The sequence below is a fragment of the Metabacillus litoralis genome, assembly GCF_007994985.1.
Lineage (GTDB): Bacteria > Bacillota > Bacilli > Bacillales > Bacillaceae > Metabacillus > Metabacillus litoralis.
Map to the genome: position 1 here is coordinate 94,504 of NZ_VOQF01000007.1, position 17,278 is coordinate 111,781.

At 34.5% G+C, this 17,278-nt stretch carries 13 protein-coding genes, 1 other RNA gene and 1 other annotated feature; of the genes, 2 read left to right on the plus strand and 12 right to left on the minus strand.

Annotated features, from left to right (window positions below; translation table 11 throughout):
* Positions 1–48: 48 nt before the first annotated feature.
* The 5 genes from FS935_RS13400 to FS935_RS23665 all read right to left on the minus strand — a co-directional run bounded on the left by FS935_RS13400 (position 49) and on the right by FS935_RS23665 (position 4,977).
* Positions 49–819, minus strand: coding sequence for a tRNA threonylcarbamoyladenosine dehydratase (locus tag FS935_RS13400; RefSeq protein WP_146949123.1), 771 nt, complete (start codon positions 817–819; stop codon positions 49–51).
* 228 nt (positions 820–1,047) lie between these two features.
* Positions 1,048–1,235: non-coding RNA, 6S RNA (gene ssrS, locus FS935_RS13405), on the minus strand.
* An 89-nt stretch (positions 1,236–1,324) separates the two neighbouring features.
* The gene (gene aspS, locus FS935_RS13410; protein WP_146949124.1) at positions 1,325–3,091 is read right to left on the minus strand and encodes an aspartate--tRNA ligase; all 1,767 of its coding nucleotides are present in this window, start codon (positions 3,089–3,091) and stop codon (positions 1,325–1,327) included.
* Between the two features lie 22 nt (positions 3,092–3,113).
* Positions 3,114–4,385: a histidine--tRNA ligase gene (gene hisS, locus FS935_RS13415; RefSeq protein ID WP_146949125.1), complete on the minus strand. Its 1,272-nt coding sequence runs from the start codon at positions 4,383–4,385 to the stop codon at positions 3,114–3,116.
* 113 nt (positions 4,386–4,498) lie between these two features.
* Positions 4,499–4,730, minus strand: a binding site (T-box leader).
* Between the two features lie 73 nt (positions 4,731–4,803).
* On the minus strand, positions 4,804–4,977 hold the full coding sequence (locus FS935_RS23665) for a hypothetical protein (RefSeq protein WP_168714486.1): 174 nt from the start codon (positions 4,975–4,977) through the stop codon (positions 4,804–4,806).
* Between the two features lie 211 nt (positions 4,978–5,188).
* Between FS935_RS23665 and FS935_RS13420 the strand changes: the two genes are divergently transcribed.
* Positions 5,189–6,985 (plus strand): N-acetylmuramoyl-L-alanine amidase family protein, encoded by a 1,797-nt coding sequence (locus tag FS935_RS13420; protein WP_146949126.1) that lies wholly within the window; start codon positions 5,189–5,191, stop codon positions 6,983–6,985.
* Between the two features lie 173 nt (positions 6,986–7,158).
* Here FS935_RS13420 and dtd read toward each other — a convergent pair whose 3' ends face one another.
* Both dtd and FS935_RS13430 read right to left on the minus strand, forming a co-directional pair.
* Positions 7,159–7,599, minus strand: coding sequence for a D-aminoacyl-tRNA deacylase (gene dtd, locus FS935_RS13425; RefSeq protein ID WP_146949127.1), 441 nt, complete (start codon positions 7,597–7,599; stop codon positions 7,159–7,161).
* A gap of 20 nt (positions 7,600–7,619) precedes the next feature.
* A complete protein-coding gene (locus FS935_RS13430; protein WP_146949128.1) occupies positions 7,620–9,827 on the minus strand; it encodes a RelA/SpoT family protein in 2,208 nt (735 codons plus the stop codon).
* 325 nt (positions 9,828–10,152) lie between these two features.
* Between FS935_RS13430 and FS935_RS24225 the strand changes: the two genes are divergently transcribed.
* On the plus strand, positions 10,153–10,275 hold the full coding sequence (locus FS935_RS24225; RefSeq protein ID WP_275669616.1) for a hypothetical protein: 123 nt from the start codon (positions 10,153–10,155) through the stop codon (positions 10,273–10,275).
* 292 nt (positions 10,276–10,567) lie between these two features.
* On the opposite strand, the gene FS935_RS13435 is transcribed toward FS935_RS24225, so the two are convergent.
* From FS935_RS13435 to secDF, 5 genes are all read right to left on the minus strand, one after another.
* Entirely contained in the window at positions 10,568–11,080 is a 513-nt protein-coding gene (locus FS935_RS13435) for an adenine phosphoribosyltransferase (RefSeq protein WP_146949129.1), read from the minus strand.
* A 16-nt stretch (positions 11,081–11,096) separates the two neighbouring features.
* Complete coding sequence (gene recJ / locus FS935_RS13440) at positions 11,097–13,457, minus strand: single-stranded-DNA-specific exonuclease RecJ (protein WP_146949130.1); 2,361 nt, start codon at positions 13,455–13,457, stop codon at positions 11,097–11,099.
* A gap of 86 nt (positions 13,458–13,543) precedes the next feature.
* Positions 13,544–13,879 carry a LapA family protein gene (locus FS935_RS13445; RefSeq protein WP_146949131.1) on the minus strand — a complete coding sequence of 112 codons (336 nt, stop codon included), beginning with the start codon at positions 13,877–13,879 and terminating at the stop codon, positions 13,544–13,546.
* Positions 13,880–13,898: 19 nt separating this feature from the next.
* Positions 13,899–14,792, minus strand: a complete 894-nt coding sequence (locus FS935_RS13450; protein WP_146949132.1) for a cation diffusion facilitator family transporter — start codon at positions 14,790–14,792, stop codon at positions 13,899–13,901.
* Positions 14,793–14,933: 141 nt separating this feature from the next.
* Positions 14,934–17,174 carry a protein translocase subunit SecDF gene (gene secDF, locus FS935_RS13455; protein WP_146949426.1) on the minus strand — a complete coding sequence of 747 codons (2,241 nt, stop codon included), beginning with the start codon at positions 17,172–17,174 and terminating at the stop codon, positions 14,934–14,936.
* Between the last annotated feature and the right edge of the window lie 104 nt (positions 17,175–17,278).

Below are 17,278 nucleotides of genomic sequence, written 5' to 3' on the forward strand. Positions count from 1 at the left end.
AATATTATAACTAACTATAAAGAGGCTGAAACATGTCAGCCTCCTTTATTATTTCTTTTCATCTTTAACTCGTGTTATTTTTATATCTTTTAGAAGATCTGTAATAACATATCCTCCCATAATTAAACCTGCTACTGAAGGTACAAATGCATTTGATGATGGTGGCATTTTCGCTTTACGGATTTGTGCCGCATCATTCCCAACCTCTTTTCGCACTTCCTCACGTATGACAATAGGACTTTCATCAGAGAATACAACTTTAATTCCTTTCTGAATTCCTTCTTTTCTTAATCGTGTACGAATAACCTTCGCAATAGGATCTGTGTGTGTTTTAGAAATGTCAGCAACCTGAAACCTTGTTGGATCCATTTTATTTGCTGCACCCATACTTGAAATAATAGGAATGTTTCTTTCTAGGCACTCCTTCATAAGATGAATTTTATATGAAATCGTATCAGATGCATCCACTACATAATCAATATTGTGATCAAAAAATTGTTCATATGTTTCTTCTGTATAAAACATTTTTAGCGATATTACTTCACAATCAGGGTTAATATCTTTTACCCTTGCTTCCATTAAATCTACTTTAGGTTGTCCCACAGTTGAAACTAGTGCATGAATTTGTCGGTTAACATTTGTGATATCAACATCATCTTTATCAACTAAAACTAGTTTACCGACACCAGATCTAGCTAGAGCCTCAGCAGAAAAAGAACCAACGCCTCCAATACCTAGGACTGCAACTGTACTGTTTTTAAGAATATTTAAACCTTCTGTACCTATAGCTAATTCGTTACGAGAAAATTGATGTAACAAGAAATTCAACTCCATTTAATCCATTTTTTCACTTATAGTCGATCTATATAATGACAGTATTTTTACCTGAAAACGAATATATCATACACAGACGGAAATGCAAGTATTTTATAGAGGCTTTGTAGGTATATCTAATGTACTAAATAGTTATTACACTTGTAAAAATTAAAAAAAATTGCAAAATAAAAGAGTCAATTTTCCAGCTCTGGAATTTTTGACTCTATATGTATTAGTCCCAATTATGCCGTTGCCGTTTCCCTCGTTTTGATCCCGCCCTTAGCAGGTGGGTGCTCTATTCTAGATGGTTGTAAGTCCTCGCTTTGAATAAAAGGCATTTACTACATGTAGAAACAACAAGCTCCCGAATCTATAATGTTAGGTCAAAACTAGGTGTACAACGAACACATCAGGACTTTTTATTTGTAACTTCTTATTTATTTCTTAATTAAATAATAGCAAATTACATATGACAGTTCAATACTCTTGGAAGCTCTTATAACAGGAATTAATCACGAAGCTCTATATTTAATTCCTCTAATTGTGCTTCACTTACAGCACTAGGTGCATTTGTTAGTAAGTCACTTGCACTAGCTGTTTTTGGGAACGCAATTGTATCTCTTAAGTTTGTTCGACCTGCTAAAAGCATGACAAGTCTATCTAAACCTAAAGCAATACCTCCATGTGGTGGTGTTCCATATTCAAATGCTTCAAGCAGGAAACCGAATTGCTCTTTTGCTTCTTCTTCAGAGAAACCAAGTAGCTTAAACATTTTCTCCTGAATATCCTTTTCAAATATACGAATTGATCCTCCACCTAACTCATAACCATTAAGAACAATGTCATATGCTTGTGCTTTCATTTTTCCAGGATCTGTTTCAAATAATCCGATATCTTCTCTAGCTGGCATTGTAAATGGATGATGTGCAGCATAATAACGTTTTGTTGCTTCATCATATTCAAGTAATGGCCAATCAATTACCCATAAGAAATTGAATTTACTTTCATCAATAAGTTTTAAATCTTTTCCTAGCTTCATACGAAGAGCACCTAGAGCGTCAGCAACAACAGATTTTTTATCAGCAACAAATACTAATAAATCTCCCACTGTAGCTTCTAACGTTTGTAGAAGTCCTTTTTGTTCTTCTTCTGTAAAGAACTTGATTATTGGACCTTTCAATCCATCTTCCTCAACCTTTAACCAAGCTAAACCTTTAGCGCCATATGGTGCCACGAATTCTGCTAAAGCATCCATATCTTTTCTTGAATATTTATCAGCAGCACCTTTAACATTAATAGACTTTACTTGACCACCGTTTGCTACTACTGTGTTAAATACTTTTAAGCCACTGTCTTTAACTACCTCAGCAACATCAACAAGCTCTAAACCAAAACGAGTATCAGGCTTATCTGAACCAAATCGATTTATCGCTTCATCATAAGACATTCTTTGAAGTGGTAATTCAATATCAATATTTTTTGTTTCTTTCATAATTCTTGCCATCATTTTTTCTGTCATAGCCATAATATCATCTTGACTCATAAAAGATGCTTCAATGTCTATTTGCGTGAATTCAGGTTGACGATCTGCTCTTAAATCTTCATCACGGAAACAACGAGCAATTTGATAGTATTTATCAAAACCGGAAACCATTAATAATTGCTTGAAAATTTGTGGCGATTGTGGCAATGCGTAAAATTCACCATCATGAACACGACTTGGCACTAAATAATCACGAGCTCCCTCAGGAGTGCTTTTCGTCAAAATAGGTGTTTCAATATCCAAAAATCCTTTTTCATCCAAGAAATTACGCATTGATTTTGTGACATTATGACGCATTTGAATTGTATTAAATAATGCTGGTCTTCTTAAATCTAAATAACGATATTTTAAACGAACATCCTCTGATACTTCCTCTGACTTATCTTCAATCAAGAAAGGTGGATTTTTTGCAGCATTTACGATTGTTACACTTTCAACAATCACTTCAATTTTACCTGTAGGTACATTCGGGTTAATTGTTTCTTCACTTCGAAGAACAACCTTCCCAGTTATATCTAATACGTACTCACTTCGAACTCTTTCAGCTATTTGTAATGCTTCTTCAGAAATTTCGGGGTTAAAAACAACTTGAACAACTCCAGTACGATCACGAAGGTCAATAAAAATGACTCCTCCAAGATCTCGACGTTTCTGAACCCAACCTTTTAATATAACTTTTTCTCCAATAGAAGTTTCAGGTACTTCTCCACAATAATATGTACGACCAAACATGTAACCCTCACCTTTCAATACATTACTTAGAATTTTGTTTTAAATATGAAATTAATCGATCTATTCCGATCTCTTCTTGCTCACCTGTATCCATATTTTTTACTGCAATCACATTCTTTTCTAACTCATCATCACCCAAAACGGCAACAAATTTTGCATTGTGGCGATCTGCTGCTTTAAATTGAGCTTTCATCTTTTTATCTTCATAGTCTTTTTCCGCTTTAAAACCTGCATTTCTCATGTCATAAAGCAATGAAACAGCACGATCTTTTGCTTGATCTCCCATTGTCACAATATAGCAGTCTATTGCTGATGAAATAGGTAACTCTACACCTTCAGCTTCTAGTGCTGATAATAGACGCTCAATACTAAGTGCAAACCCAATGCCCGGTGTCTCTGGACCACCAATCTCTTGAGAAAGTCCATTATAGCGACCACCTCCACAAAGAGTAGTAATTGCACCAAATCCTTTTGCATCACTCATAATTTCAAACGCTGTATGATTATAATAATCAAGCCCTCGAACAAGATTCTGATCAACTTCAAATGAAATTCCATTTGCTGTTAAGTATTGTTGCACTTTTTCAAAATAAGTCTTAGATTCTTCATTTAAAAATTCAAGAATAGAAGGAGCTGAACTCATTAACTCATGATCGCGATCTATTTTACAATCTAAAATACGCAATGGATTTTGTTGCAATCGATTTTGACAATCTGAACAAAATTCATTAATCCGAGGTTCAAAATGGGCAATTAAAGCTTCACGATGAGCTGTACGGCTTGCAGTATCACCCAAACTATTGATCACTAGCTTTAAGCTTTTAAGACCTAGTGTTCCATATAAATTCATTGCAAGTGAAATAACTTCTGCATCAATTGCCGGGTCATTACTACCAAGTGCTTCAATACCGAACTGAACAAATTGACGAAAACGACCTGTTTGTGGGCGTTCATAACGAAACATTGGTCCAATATAATAAAGCTTTGTTGGCTGTGATGGATTAGCATAAAGCTTCTTTTCAACAAACGAACGCACAGTTGATGCCGTTCCTTCTGGTCTTAGTGTAATGCTTCTTCCCTTTCGATCTTGGAAGGTATACATTTCTTTTTGAACAATATCAGTACTCTCACCAACACCACGTGAAAATAATTCTGTATGTTCAAATATTGGTGTACGTATTTCCTTATACTGATACCTACTACATAAATCACGAGCAGTATTTTCAATATACTGCCACTTTTCAACTTCTCCAGGTAATATATCCTGAGTACCTCTAGGAATCTGGAATGACATTACTTTTCTCCTCCAATACACAAATGCTATATGATCTGGGTAGTTACCCGAGCTGTAGTTTTTATTTTTCGAAATGGTTCAAAACAACAAAAAAACTCCCGTCTCTACAATAATGTAGGGACGAGAGTTATACCCGTGGTTCCACCCTAGTTGAAATAGTATTATCTATCTCCACTCAAACAGTTAACGCCTGTAACGTTCAGCTCCTACTAAACATGATGTTTTTCAGAGAGAAACCTAAGGAGTGTTTTTCAATAAGTCATCATGTAGAAATGTTTTCAGCCTAAGACATTTCCTCTCTAGTCATGTGTATTCTTACTTACTTTTCTCCCTCAATGGTTCATAAAAGATATGTATATTTCAACATAAAAGTTATTATCGAATTTTATCTTATCATACGTATCTTTGCAGTACATTGTCAAGAACGATTTAAATGTTTTTTTAATTTCTTAACATCTCCAAGTGATATACCGAACTCTGAAGCAAGCTCATATGAAGTATCATTTTGTTCTTTCATCATAAAATCATGAAGATTTACTCCAAACACATCACGTGTTGAATGAGAGATGTCACCTTTTTCACTATTTCTCATATTCATTTCTCCTCCATATTTTTAGTATGATTTCTCCAGATAATTTAGTTTCCTCGAAGAAACTCTTCACAAATCAACAAAAAGCTTAAATGAAGTTATTTTCTTAAATATCTTTTCCTATATTGGAAGATTTTATTTCAAATTTTAAAAGGAATGTCGATATAAGTAGAGAAATGGTTATATTAGCATTTTAATAAAGGAGGATTTATCATTGATTCGCAAACTTTTAACAGTATCCATCTGTTTAACAGTACTGTTAACTTCTTCATTGTTTATGACTGTGAAAACATCTGCTACAAATGATCAGGTCACTATAAAGGTTGATTTATTAAATGTTCGAAGTGGTGCTGGTCTTACATATTCAGTTATAGCCAAAGTTAAATCGGGACAAACATATGATGTGGTAGAGAAGAAAAACGAGTGGATTAAAATTAAATTATCTAGCAATTCGACAGGCTGGGTAGCAGGGTGGCTTGTAACCGAGAAGAAACAAACTGCCTCTCAAAAACCAGCATCATCAGAAAATGTTTCGAAAAGTTCAACTGTCACATCAAATGCGACAGGTTTGAGATTTCGCTCAGGTCCTGGAACAACTTTTTCGGTAATCGGTGTATTTGATAATGGAAAATCAGCCACTTACTTAGAGAAGAGTGGAGCTTGGGTTAAAATTTCATATTCTGGTAAACAAGGCTGGGTATCTTCCCAATTTGTAACAATTAAAAATACAGCACCCAGTAGCAATCCAAGTACTAGTCCTTCTGTTAAAAAAACAGCTACAGTTACTGCTACCTCTCTTAATGTTAGGAATTCTGCTTCGACAAAAGGAGCAAAAATTGGTAGCTTAAAGAAAAATGCAGCTGTTGTTATCACGAAGGAACAGGGTGATTGGGCATATGTTGAGACAAATAGCATCAAAGGCTGGGTTCATAGTGATTACATAAAAGTAAGTGCGTCAAACCCTGCAGAAACGCCAAAAGAAACAACCACTACTCCACAGACACCAACAAATACAACGTCAAATGGAACAGTAACAGCTACTTCCTTGAATGTAAGGGACAATGGATCATTAAGTGGCAAAGTTATTGCGGCTGTCACAAAAGGAACAAAGGTTACCATCTTAGAGGAAAAAAATAAATGGTACAAAATTAGCTTTGGAGCGAACAAGGTTGGTTGGGTAGCAGGTTGGTATGTGACGAAAACAGCAACACCGACTCCAGTTAAGGAAACACCAGCTTCTTCAACAGAACAGGTGAAAATTATTTTTGATGGAACAAATATCCGTTCTGGAGCATCAACAAGTCACTCAATCGTCAAAAGAGCAAAATTAGGAGAAACCTATAACATTATAGGAAAATCTGGAGAATGGTACAAAATTAATGTTGGCAATAACAAGACTGCGTATATTGCAGGTTGGGTTATTGAAACAATAGGAGTCAATTCTCCTATTACTAAACCTGGTTCTGAACAATATGTAAAAAACAAAACAATCGTCATTGACCCAGGTCATGGTGGGCAAGATAGTGGTGCCGTTGGGTCACGAGGTACGTTCGAAAAAAATATAACTTTATCAACTGCAAAACTTGTATACGATAAATTAAAGTCTGCAGGAGCAAATGTATTTCTTACTCGATCAAATGACACTTATATTAGTTTAAACTCAAGAGTAAGTACTTCACACTACAGAAATTCCCAAGCATTTATCAGCATACATTTTGACAGTACAACTGATAGCAGTGCTTCTGGTACAACAACTTATTATTACAACTCATTAAAGGATGCACCATTAGCATCAAAAATGAATGTTGAATTAGTAAAACAAGCAAAACTTAGAGATCGAGGAGTGAAATTTGGTAATTTCCACGTTATCCGTGAAAACAAAGGTCCTGCTGTATTACTAGAATTAGGATTTTTAAGTAACAGAACAGAGGAATTAACAATTGCTTCTTCCATGTACCATGAACGAGCAGCACAAGGTATCTATAATGGACTAACACAATATTTTAAATAGATCATTTGTCGTCTTATACAAAAAAGGTTACTCATTCCAAATGGAACGAGTAACCTTTTTTATTTTGATTATTTTAAGGCTCTTTTCTCACTATAGTGTAATGCAGCGGAAGACACCTGCGTGTTTAGAGAAAAGGTCGGGCCCCCACAGGCTTGACTTTACAAAAACAACCTTTATTTACTTTCAAGAATTAATGTAACAGGTCCAACATTTGTGAATTGAACATCCATCATACTACCAAAAGTACCTGTTTCAACTTGAAGTCCTTTGTCTTTTAACTTTTTATTAAATAGAGTATAAAGTTCGTTTGCAATATCTGGCTTTGCAGCACTCATAAAATTTGGACGTCTACCTTTACGACAATCTCCATATAAAGTGAATTGAGATACCGATAGAACCTGTCCATTAACATCTAATAAAGAATCATTCATTTTCCCATCACGATCTTCAAATATTCGTAAATGAGCAACTTTATCTGCAAGATATTCAGCATCGCTTTCAGTGTCTTCATGTGTAACCCCAACTAGGACCATAACACCGTTATCAATAGATCCTACTACTTCACCAGAAACGGTAACACTTGCCTTTTTAGCTCTTTGTATCACAACTTTCACGAACAATACCTTACCTTTCCTTAATTCATCATTCTTCGTACAGAATAAACATCAGAAATTTGCTTAATTCTTTCTACAACTTTATGCAAATGATTAATATTTGAAATCGATATGGTCATATTAATTGTCGCAACCTTATTTCGATCAGACTTTCCAGATACAGATGAAATATTTGTCTTTGTTTCATTAACTACCTGAAGTACTTCGTTCAATAAACCTCTGCGATCATAACCAAGGATTTCAATTTCCACATTATATTCTTTTCGACTTGTAGAAGGTTGATTTTCCCATTCTACATCTATTAAACGTTCTTTTGCGTCATCTGTATGAACATTTGTACAATCATCTCTATGAACAGAAACACCTCGACCTTTTGTAATGAATCCTACAATTTCATCACCTGGTACAGGGTTACAGCATTTTGATAAGCGGATTAACAAGTTATCAATACCTTTAACTTGTACACCGGCATCACGTCTTCTTGATGTTACTGATGTTACTTGCTTAGCTTCATTTATTACTTCACGAACATTTTTCTCTTGTTCTTCTTGATCACGCTTTTTACGCCACTTTTCTGTTAAACGATTAGCAACCTGTAATGCAGTCACACCGTTATACCCAACTGCAGCATACATATCCTCTTCATTTGAGAAGTTAAATTTCTCTGCTACACGCTGAAGATTATCAATCGTCATGATTTCTTTTACATCAAAATCTAAATTCTTAATTTCTTTTTCAACCATTTCTTTACCTTTTTCAACATTCTCTTCACGTCGTTGCTTTTTAAAGAATTGGCGAATTTTGTTTTTTGCTTGAGAAGTTTGTGCTAGCTTTAACCAATCTTGACTTGGTCCATAAGAGTGCTTCGACGTAAGGATTTCAATAATATCTCCTGTTTTTAGCTTATAATCTAATGTGACCATTTTACCATTGATTTTTGCACCAATTGTTTTGTTACCAATTTCAGAATGAATACGATAAGCAAAATCAATCGGAACTGATCCAGAAGGAAGTTCAATTACATCTCCTTTTGGTGTAAAGATAAAGACCATGTCTGAAAATAAATCAATTTTCAATGATTCCATGAATTCTTCTGCGTTCGTTACATCATCTTGAAATTCTAAAATTTCTCTAAACCATGTTAGTTTTTTCTCTAAAGTTGATTTCTCGTCAACTTCTTTTCCTTCTTTATATGCCCAATGTGCTGCTATTCCGTACTCAGCAATTTGATGCATTTCAATCGTACGAATTTGAACTTCAAGAGGATCTCCTTTTGGCCCAATAACAGTTGTATGAAGTGATTGATACATATTAGCTTTTGGCATGGCAATATAATCTTTAAAACGACCAGGCATTGGCTTCCAACATGTATGAATGATCCCTAACACTGCATAGCAGTCTTTAATACTATTAACGACAATCCTTACAGCTAATAAATCATAAATTTCATTGAATTGTTTATTTTGAAGTGCCATTTTCCGATAAATACTGTAAATGTGTTTAGGCCTTCCTGAAAAATCCGCTTCAATATTTACATCATCAACACGATCTCGAACCTCATTAATCACTTCATCCAAATATTCTAAACGTTCTTGTCGTTTCTTTTTCATCAAATTAACAATTCGATAATATTGTTGAGGGTTAAGATAACGTAATGATGTGTCTTCTAGTTCCCATTTGATTTTAGAAATACCTAATTTGTGTGCTAAAGGAGCAAAGATTTCTAATGTTTCATTTGAAATTCTTCTTTGCTTTTCTTGTGGTAAATGTTTTAACGTTCTCATGTTATGAAGACGATCAGCAAGCTTAATCAAGATTACTCGTATGTCTTGGGCCATCGCAACAAACATTTTACGATGATTTTCTGCTTGTTGTTCTTCTTTTGATTTATATTTAATTTTACCTAGCTTTGTTACTCCATCAACGAGCATGGCTACTTCGTCGCTAAACTCCTTACGCAAGTCATCTAGCGTTATTTCAGTATCCTCTACAACATCATGCAGAAATCCTCCAGCAATTGTTGAAGGGTCCATCTCTAAGTCTACCAATATCCCTGCTACTTGAATGGGATGTATAATATATGGTTCACCCGATTTACGAAATTGCTCTCGATGTGCTTCTTCTGCATAGTCGTAGGCTCGTTGAATAAAAGCAGTATCCTCAGTTGATAAATACCGCTTTGCCTTTTCAATTACTTGTTCAGAAGATAAAACTTGTTCGTTAGCCATGAAATCACCTTTTTTATAATGAAAACTTTATTTGAACTCCATTAATTCGGAGTGAATACGTCTTGTAAACCTGAATATATTTAACCAAGCTTTTCAATTGGGTTTTAATTATGAAGAATAGTCCTTAGATCCTACTTTTAGAAATTTTACTATATTGTAACTATTATCAATAAAAATTGAGAAGATGTAAAGAGAATTCATTCTTTTTAAGAAACCAAATACTGGTTCGAAGAATAATTAGATACTATTTTCCTCACTTTTAAAGGTAGCTACAAATAAAGTCATGTATTCTCTAATGAAAGGTAAACGAATGAGGAGAATCATGATGGTGAAACAACCTTATGTAAATAAGAGAAGTATTGTTATTCATATCGGCTCTTATTCTAAAATGTTGATCTCCAAACCATATAATAAATTAGCTATGTTAAAGCTTAATGTTGATTTTTAGCACACTGTTGATTGGAGTGTAAGGCATGAGACTCCTGCTTAGAGAAGCGTGTCAAAGGGAGACCCCACAGGCGCTAGCGCCGAGGAGGCTCCCGGACCGCCCGCGGAAAGCGAATGCCTGTAACGGAAATCAACAACAATGTTTAACAGAGCCAATAAATTAAAAGAGCCTTTATAAAAAAAGCACCCATGAGAGTGCTCTTTAAAAATTAAAAGAAAGGAGAAATTCTTCGATATTCCACTTAGAAAACACCGAAAAAATTTCTCTGTTTTATTATTTAATTTTCAAACAATTAGTAAGTCATTAACGTTAATACTTCATAACCATCTAATAGCTTACGTCCATCTAAATAAGATAGTTCTATTAAGAAAGCAATCCCAGCTACAACTCCACCAAGCTCTTCAACAAGCTTGATCGTAGCTTCAATTGTTCCTCCTGTTGCAAGTAAATCATCTGTAATTAATACTCGTTGACCTGGTTTGATAGCGTCTTTATGGATTGTTAAAACATCTTTACCATATTCAAGGCCGTATTCTACACGAACTACTTCTCTAGGTAATTTCCCTTCTTTACGAACAGGAGCAAAACCTACACCTAATGAGTACGCTACTGGGCATCCGATTATAAACCCACGAGCTTCAGGACCAACGATAAGATCAATTTGCTTTTCACGAGCATATTCTACAATTTGATCTGTAGCATATCTATACGCATCTCCGTTATCCATTAAAGTTGTAATATCCTTAAATTGGATTCCTGGTTTTGGATAATCAGGTACGACTGTTACGAATTGCTTTAAATCCATTTTTCCAATGTCCTCCTTATACATTCATATGTGCATCTTGATCAGCCGATTGAAATCGTTCTTCAAACCATTGCTTTAACTGCATATATGATGTATATAATAACGTTTTTTCTAACTCTATTTTCATCTGTTTTTGTACATAGGTTTCCGATTCTCCTAAATCTCTTTTTTGAGACGAGGAATTTGTCGAAATAACACCATTTTCTATTGTAACAAATTTCAGCTCAAAAAACACCTGTGACATAAACTCAATTGTTTCTTTTGACCATCCTTTATGTTTTGCTAGTAATTCTCCTTGTTCGTTTAAGTTGAATGTTCCTTTTTTTAATAAAAAGCCATAATACCACTTAAAGTGTTCACGAGTAGGAATTGTAGCAAAGAAATGATCGGCTTCTTGCATAAAAACAGAATAAATACGATCTGGCTTTCCTTGTAAAAAGAGTGATTCGATATGCTCTGATGATACAGGTATATCTATTAAAGCAATATTTTTATTTTTCACATTAAGTTTTTCTGCATCTTCTATTGTTTCAACTAAATGAATGCTATTTAGTAACACTTTACTTTTCATTGATTCAAATGTAAAAGGTTGAAAAGTTATAAAGGTAAGATTTTCAGAATTAGCTGTTTTGATAAGCTTTTCTACATTACGAGTACCACGATAATCATAAAGTTGCCATTCATCTACCTTAATATCCTGTAGCATGATTTGAGGCTTACGGTGGTTGTTCCATTCGTTAATTGTTAGCTCACCTATTGCTGATAGTGTTGCTGCAGGTGATAGTTCATCATGTATATGTCCAAATCCGAATCCAACACTATCAAGCTGATGTTCTTTTTGTGCAAAAACTAATTTTAAATGGTTTTGATCTGCGCCAATTTTTCTAATATTTGCTAGTGTAACATTTTCAACTTGAACAATCGGCTTTGGATTATTCATTCCAAAAGGTGACAGCTGTTGCATTTCTTCTATAGATTTAACAGAAATATCTTCTAGCATACAGCTCACATCAACTTTAGTTACTGGAGTAAAATCTTCATCCGTTAATTGATTTTTAGCGAGCTCTACTAATCTTTCTCGAAGGATATCAACGTTTTCTAGCTGTAAAGTCATACCAGCGGCCATTGGGTGTCCGCCAAAATGTGGTAAGATCTCTCTACATGTAGATAAATTTTCAAATAAATCAAAGCCAGTAATACTTCGGGCTGAGCCTTTTGCAATTCCCTTTTCATGATCGATACTTAACACGATTGTTGGTCGGTAATAACGCTCTACAAGTCGAGATGCAACAATTCCTACTACTCCTGGATTCCAGCCTTCTTTTGCAATAATTAAGACAGGGTTATTTTCAATAGGAAATTTATTTTCCACTTCTGCGATTGCTTCCTCAGTCATTGTATTAACTAACTTTTGTCTTTCTTTATTTAATAAATCAATTTCTTCTGCAATCATAAAAGCTTCTTCTTCATTATCTGACAAAAGGAGATCAACAGCAGGATCAGCTGACTGTAACCTACCTACAGCATTAATTCTTGGGCCGATCGCAAAGCCAATTGTATCTTCAGTTATATCTTTTTGATCTACATTTGCAATTTTCAACAACGCCTTTAATCCAATACGTTTTGTTGACTTTAGTTGTTGAATTCCTTTTTTTGCAATTAATCTATTTTCACCGTGAAGAGTAACAAGGTCAGCAATAGTTCCAATCGCAGCCACCTCTAATAAATCTGTTGGAGCTTCTCCTAAAAGCGCATGACTCAATTTAAAAGCTACACCAACTCCAGCTAATTCTTTAAAAGGATAAGAGCATCCTGGTTGTTTTGGATGGATAATTGCAAATGAATCCGGAAGAATTGGACCTGGTTCATGGTGATCAGTAATAATTAAATCAACTCCAAGCTCTTTAGCAATGGCAGCTTCATGGATTGCTGCTATTCCTGTATCTACAGTTATGATTAATGAGAAGCCTTTTTGATGTGCTTGTCTAAACGCAGCCTCATTAGGACCATAACCTTCAGTAAAACGGTTTGGAATATAAAAGTCAGCTTGTGCTCCAATTTTTCTTAAAGTTGTTAACAATACTGTAGTACTACTAACACCATCAGCATCATAATCTCCATACACAAGGATATTTTCATTATTTTCAATAGCTGTTTTTATTCGGAGAACAGCTTTGTCCATATCTTTTAATAAATAAGGATCGTGAAAATCTTGTTTTTCTATTTGTAAAAATTCACGAGCTCCATGGGTTGAATGAATTCCACGATTAACGAGTAATGACGCTACAAGTGGAGTAATCGATAATTCTTCTACTAATGTATTAATCAAAGATTCATCAGTTGGTTGTACCAACCATCTTGTTTTTGCTTTTAACATAGTTTCACCCCTCAACCATCCCATTATACAAGAGTGATCAAGGGGTTTCAATTTAAGTATTATATTCCAACTGTTGTAGATTCAATTTAGGAATTCTCAGATTGCTTTTCTTCCTCGTTCTGAACTTCATTATTTGGTAAAGAAACTTGTTCTCCTTTTAAGGATTCTAGCTCTTCTTTTAATTTTATATTTTCTTTTTCTGTTGATTTAAGTTTTCTCTGTACAGATAAAATTCGCACAACACCTGCAGATGCAATAATGAATCCTCCCATCAGGACAGATCCTAGTATAATTAAAATTAATGGCCATTCAGATGTTCCAAACAAATAATCAACCTGAACAGGCTCAACATTTATTACGGCAAAAAGTGCAATAATTAGTGCAAAAATGATAGCTACAACAAGACTCCACTGACGTTTCATCTAAATTCCTCCAAACTTTTTATGGTGAATATGGATTAATATGCACAAGTACATTTTGTACATGCTCATGTTCACTCATTAACTTCTCTTTCACTAGCTTTCCAATGTTATGACCTTCTTCTACGGTTATATGTGGATCAACTGATATTTTTATATCTATAATGACATAATGCCCATGTTCACGTGCAAATAGTTCATCAATTTTTTTGATTCCACTTATCTGACTTACCGTAGCTTTAAGTTCAGTAATATCTTCATCATGTAATACATGGTCCAAAGTTGTATGGATAGATTCTGAACCAAGTTTCCACGCCATCTTAATGACTAAAATGGCAACAAATAATCCTGCAACAGGATCAGCATACACAAGCCAATCTATACCTATCTCCTGACCAACAATAGCTGCACCTATTCCAATTAAAGCAGCTATTGAAGAATAAACATCTGAGCGATGTTCATAAGCATTTGCAATGATTGCATCACTTTTTATTCTTTTACCCAATTTAAACTTGTATCGAAACATCCATTCTTTTACAACAATTGAAAAGATAACAGCATAAATAGCAAGAAGCTTTGGTGCTTCAATTTCATGAAAAAATGCTTCAATTGAAGATTTTCCAATTTCTAAGCCAACTAAAAATAACAAAACAGCTACAATTATTGCAGCAATTGATTCCGCCTTACCATGACCATAAGGATGGTCTTCATCAGGGGGTTGTTTGGCAGCACGCACACCTATAAAAACAGCTAGGGAGCCAGCAACATCTGATGCTGAATGAACGGCATCAGCGATCAAAGCGCGACTATCAGATATAACACCAACTACTCCCTTTATAATTGCTAAAATGATATTTCCTACAACCCCTATCATTGCTGCAAATTCAGCTTGCTTAAAACGATCTTTGTTATTCATTTATTCCACCTCTTTAACTGTTATCCATATAATAACCAACTCTTATGAATAAATAAGGGTCATCCCCTCTATATGTATTGTTTAGTGAGCTAATTTCATCACTATTTCTACATTTAAAAGAGGGGTGACCCTAAAAATTATTTAGATTTGTGGTTCATCACTTATATTAGATGGAACATCTTTTTTCTTAGTTAGCTGCTTCCCTTTCCAAATTAACCATAGCTGTGCAGCAATAAATAAAGATGAATATGTTCCAGAAACTAATCCTACTAACAAGGCAATGGAGAAGTTTGTTATTGATGAACTACCGAAAATCATTAAAGCTATAACTGCTATTACAACCGTAAGAACAGTATTGATTGATCTTGTAAATGTTTGCTGTAAACTTCTGTTAACAATAAATTGTAAATCTTCGATTGTCTTAACCTTTTTCTTCTTATGAAGTTCCCTAATCCGGTCAAAGGTGACAATCGTATCATTTATCGAGTAACCGACTATTGTTAAGACTGCTGCAATGAACGTAATATCAACCTCTAGTCGAGTAATGCTGAAGAAGGCAATAATAAAGAATGCATCATGTAACAGCGCCACAATCGATGCTAATGCCATATAAAACTCAAAGCGAATTGATACATAAATAATAATACCAATTGACGCAATAAGAACTCCTAGCATTGCATTTCTAGCTAGTTCTTCACCAACTGTTGGAGATACAGTACTAACATTTGGTTCTGAGCCATATTTTTCTTTAAAGTGATTTTTCACTTCAGCAATTTTTGGTTGATCTAAAACCGTTTTAAAACGAGCAACACCAACCTCGTTTTCGTTTCCAGCAAGAACAACATCATCAACCTCTATATCTAGTTTAGCCATTTCTGTTTCTACTTCTTCTGCTGTTAAACTTTTATCTGCTAAAACCTCTATTCGTGTACCACTAGCAAAATCTATACCTAAGTTTAATTTAAAAATAAGTAGAATGATAAAACCCGCTACAACTAAAACCGAAGATAACATGAAAAACTTTTTACGGTGTTTTAAGAAATCAACTTTATCAAATTGAGTTGGAGCAATCGTATCATCATCAGTATCTTCTATACTAAGTATATGTTCTTTTTTAACACCAAAATAACCTTTCTTTTTATCTAACCAACGACTTTCAACTAATAACGCAAGTAGAATTCGTGTTAAGAAAACAGCCGTTAAAAAGCTAACAACAATACTAATGATTAACATTGTTGCAAAACCTTTAACAGAGCTTGTACCGAAGAAGAATAAAACAGCTCCTGCAAGCATCGTAGTTATGTTTGCATCAAAGATTGTTGCAAATGAACGTCTCGTTCCGGCCTTAAAGGCTGAGCGAACTGTTCTACCTAGCTTTAATTCTTCTTTTATCCGTTCGTATGTAATAATATTTGCGTCAACTGCCATACCTACCCCAAGGATAAGTGCCGCTATTCCCGGTAATGTTAATACACCGTTCATCCAATCAAAGACCTGAAGAATAACATAGATGTATGTTGATAATGTGATAACTGCAATAATACCAGGTAAACGATAGAAAAAAAGCATAAATAAGAAGATAACAGAAATCCCGATTATCCCAGCAAGTACTGTCTGGTCAAGTGCCTGCTCTCCAAATTGTGCACCAATTGATGTTGAATATAGCTCGTCTAACTTTACTGGAAGTGATCCCGCATTAAGTAGATTTGCTAAATCCTGTGCTTCAGCAATTGTAAAGTTTCCTGTTATTGTTACATCTGTTTGATTAAAAACTTGATCTACATTTGGTGCTGAAAGAAACTTAGGATTTTCTTTTGTCACTTCTTCTTGATAAGAATCACCCTCTTCATAATCCAACCAAATTACTAGTTGGTTATATGGGGCATTTCCGACAATCTCTTGTGTTACTTCTTTGAACTTTGACGCTTCTTTAAGCTTAATTGCTACATTTGGAGCACCATTTTCATCAAATGACTGCTTAGAACCACTTTCAACTAAATCAGAGCCATTTAACATTTCTTTATCTTCATAATCACGAAATGTTAATTCTGCTTGTGTAGATAATATTTCACGAGCTTTATTTTGGTCACTAACTCCTGCAAGCTGAACGCGAATACGGTCTTCACCTTCAATTTGAATATTTGGTTCACTTACCCCAAGAACGTTTGCACGTCTTTGTAGAGCATTTACAGTACTTACTAAAACTTCTCTATTTATTTCATCACCATCATTTGCTGGTAAAACTTCATAAAGGATTTCAAAGCCACCTTGTAAATCCAACCCTAAAATAATGTTATTTGTCACTTTGTTTGTGTTCATACCAATTAAGCTTCCCACAACAAGGACTAGTAGAAAAAACGCAATAATGCGTCCTCGCTTTATCATTATGTATCCTCCTTAAATCACATAAAAATATTGTAATTGAAATAGTATGGTAAAAAATCTTTGACTGTTAACTTCTACACTAAAAAATTATACGCTTTTAT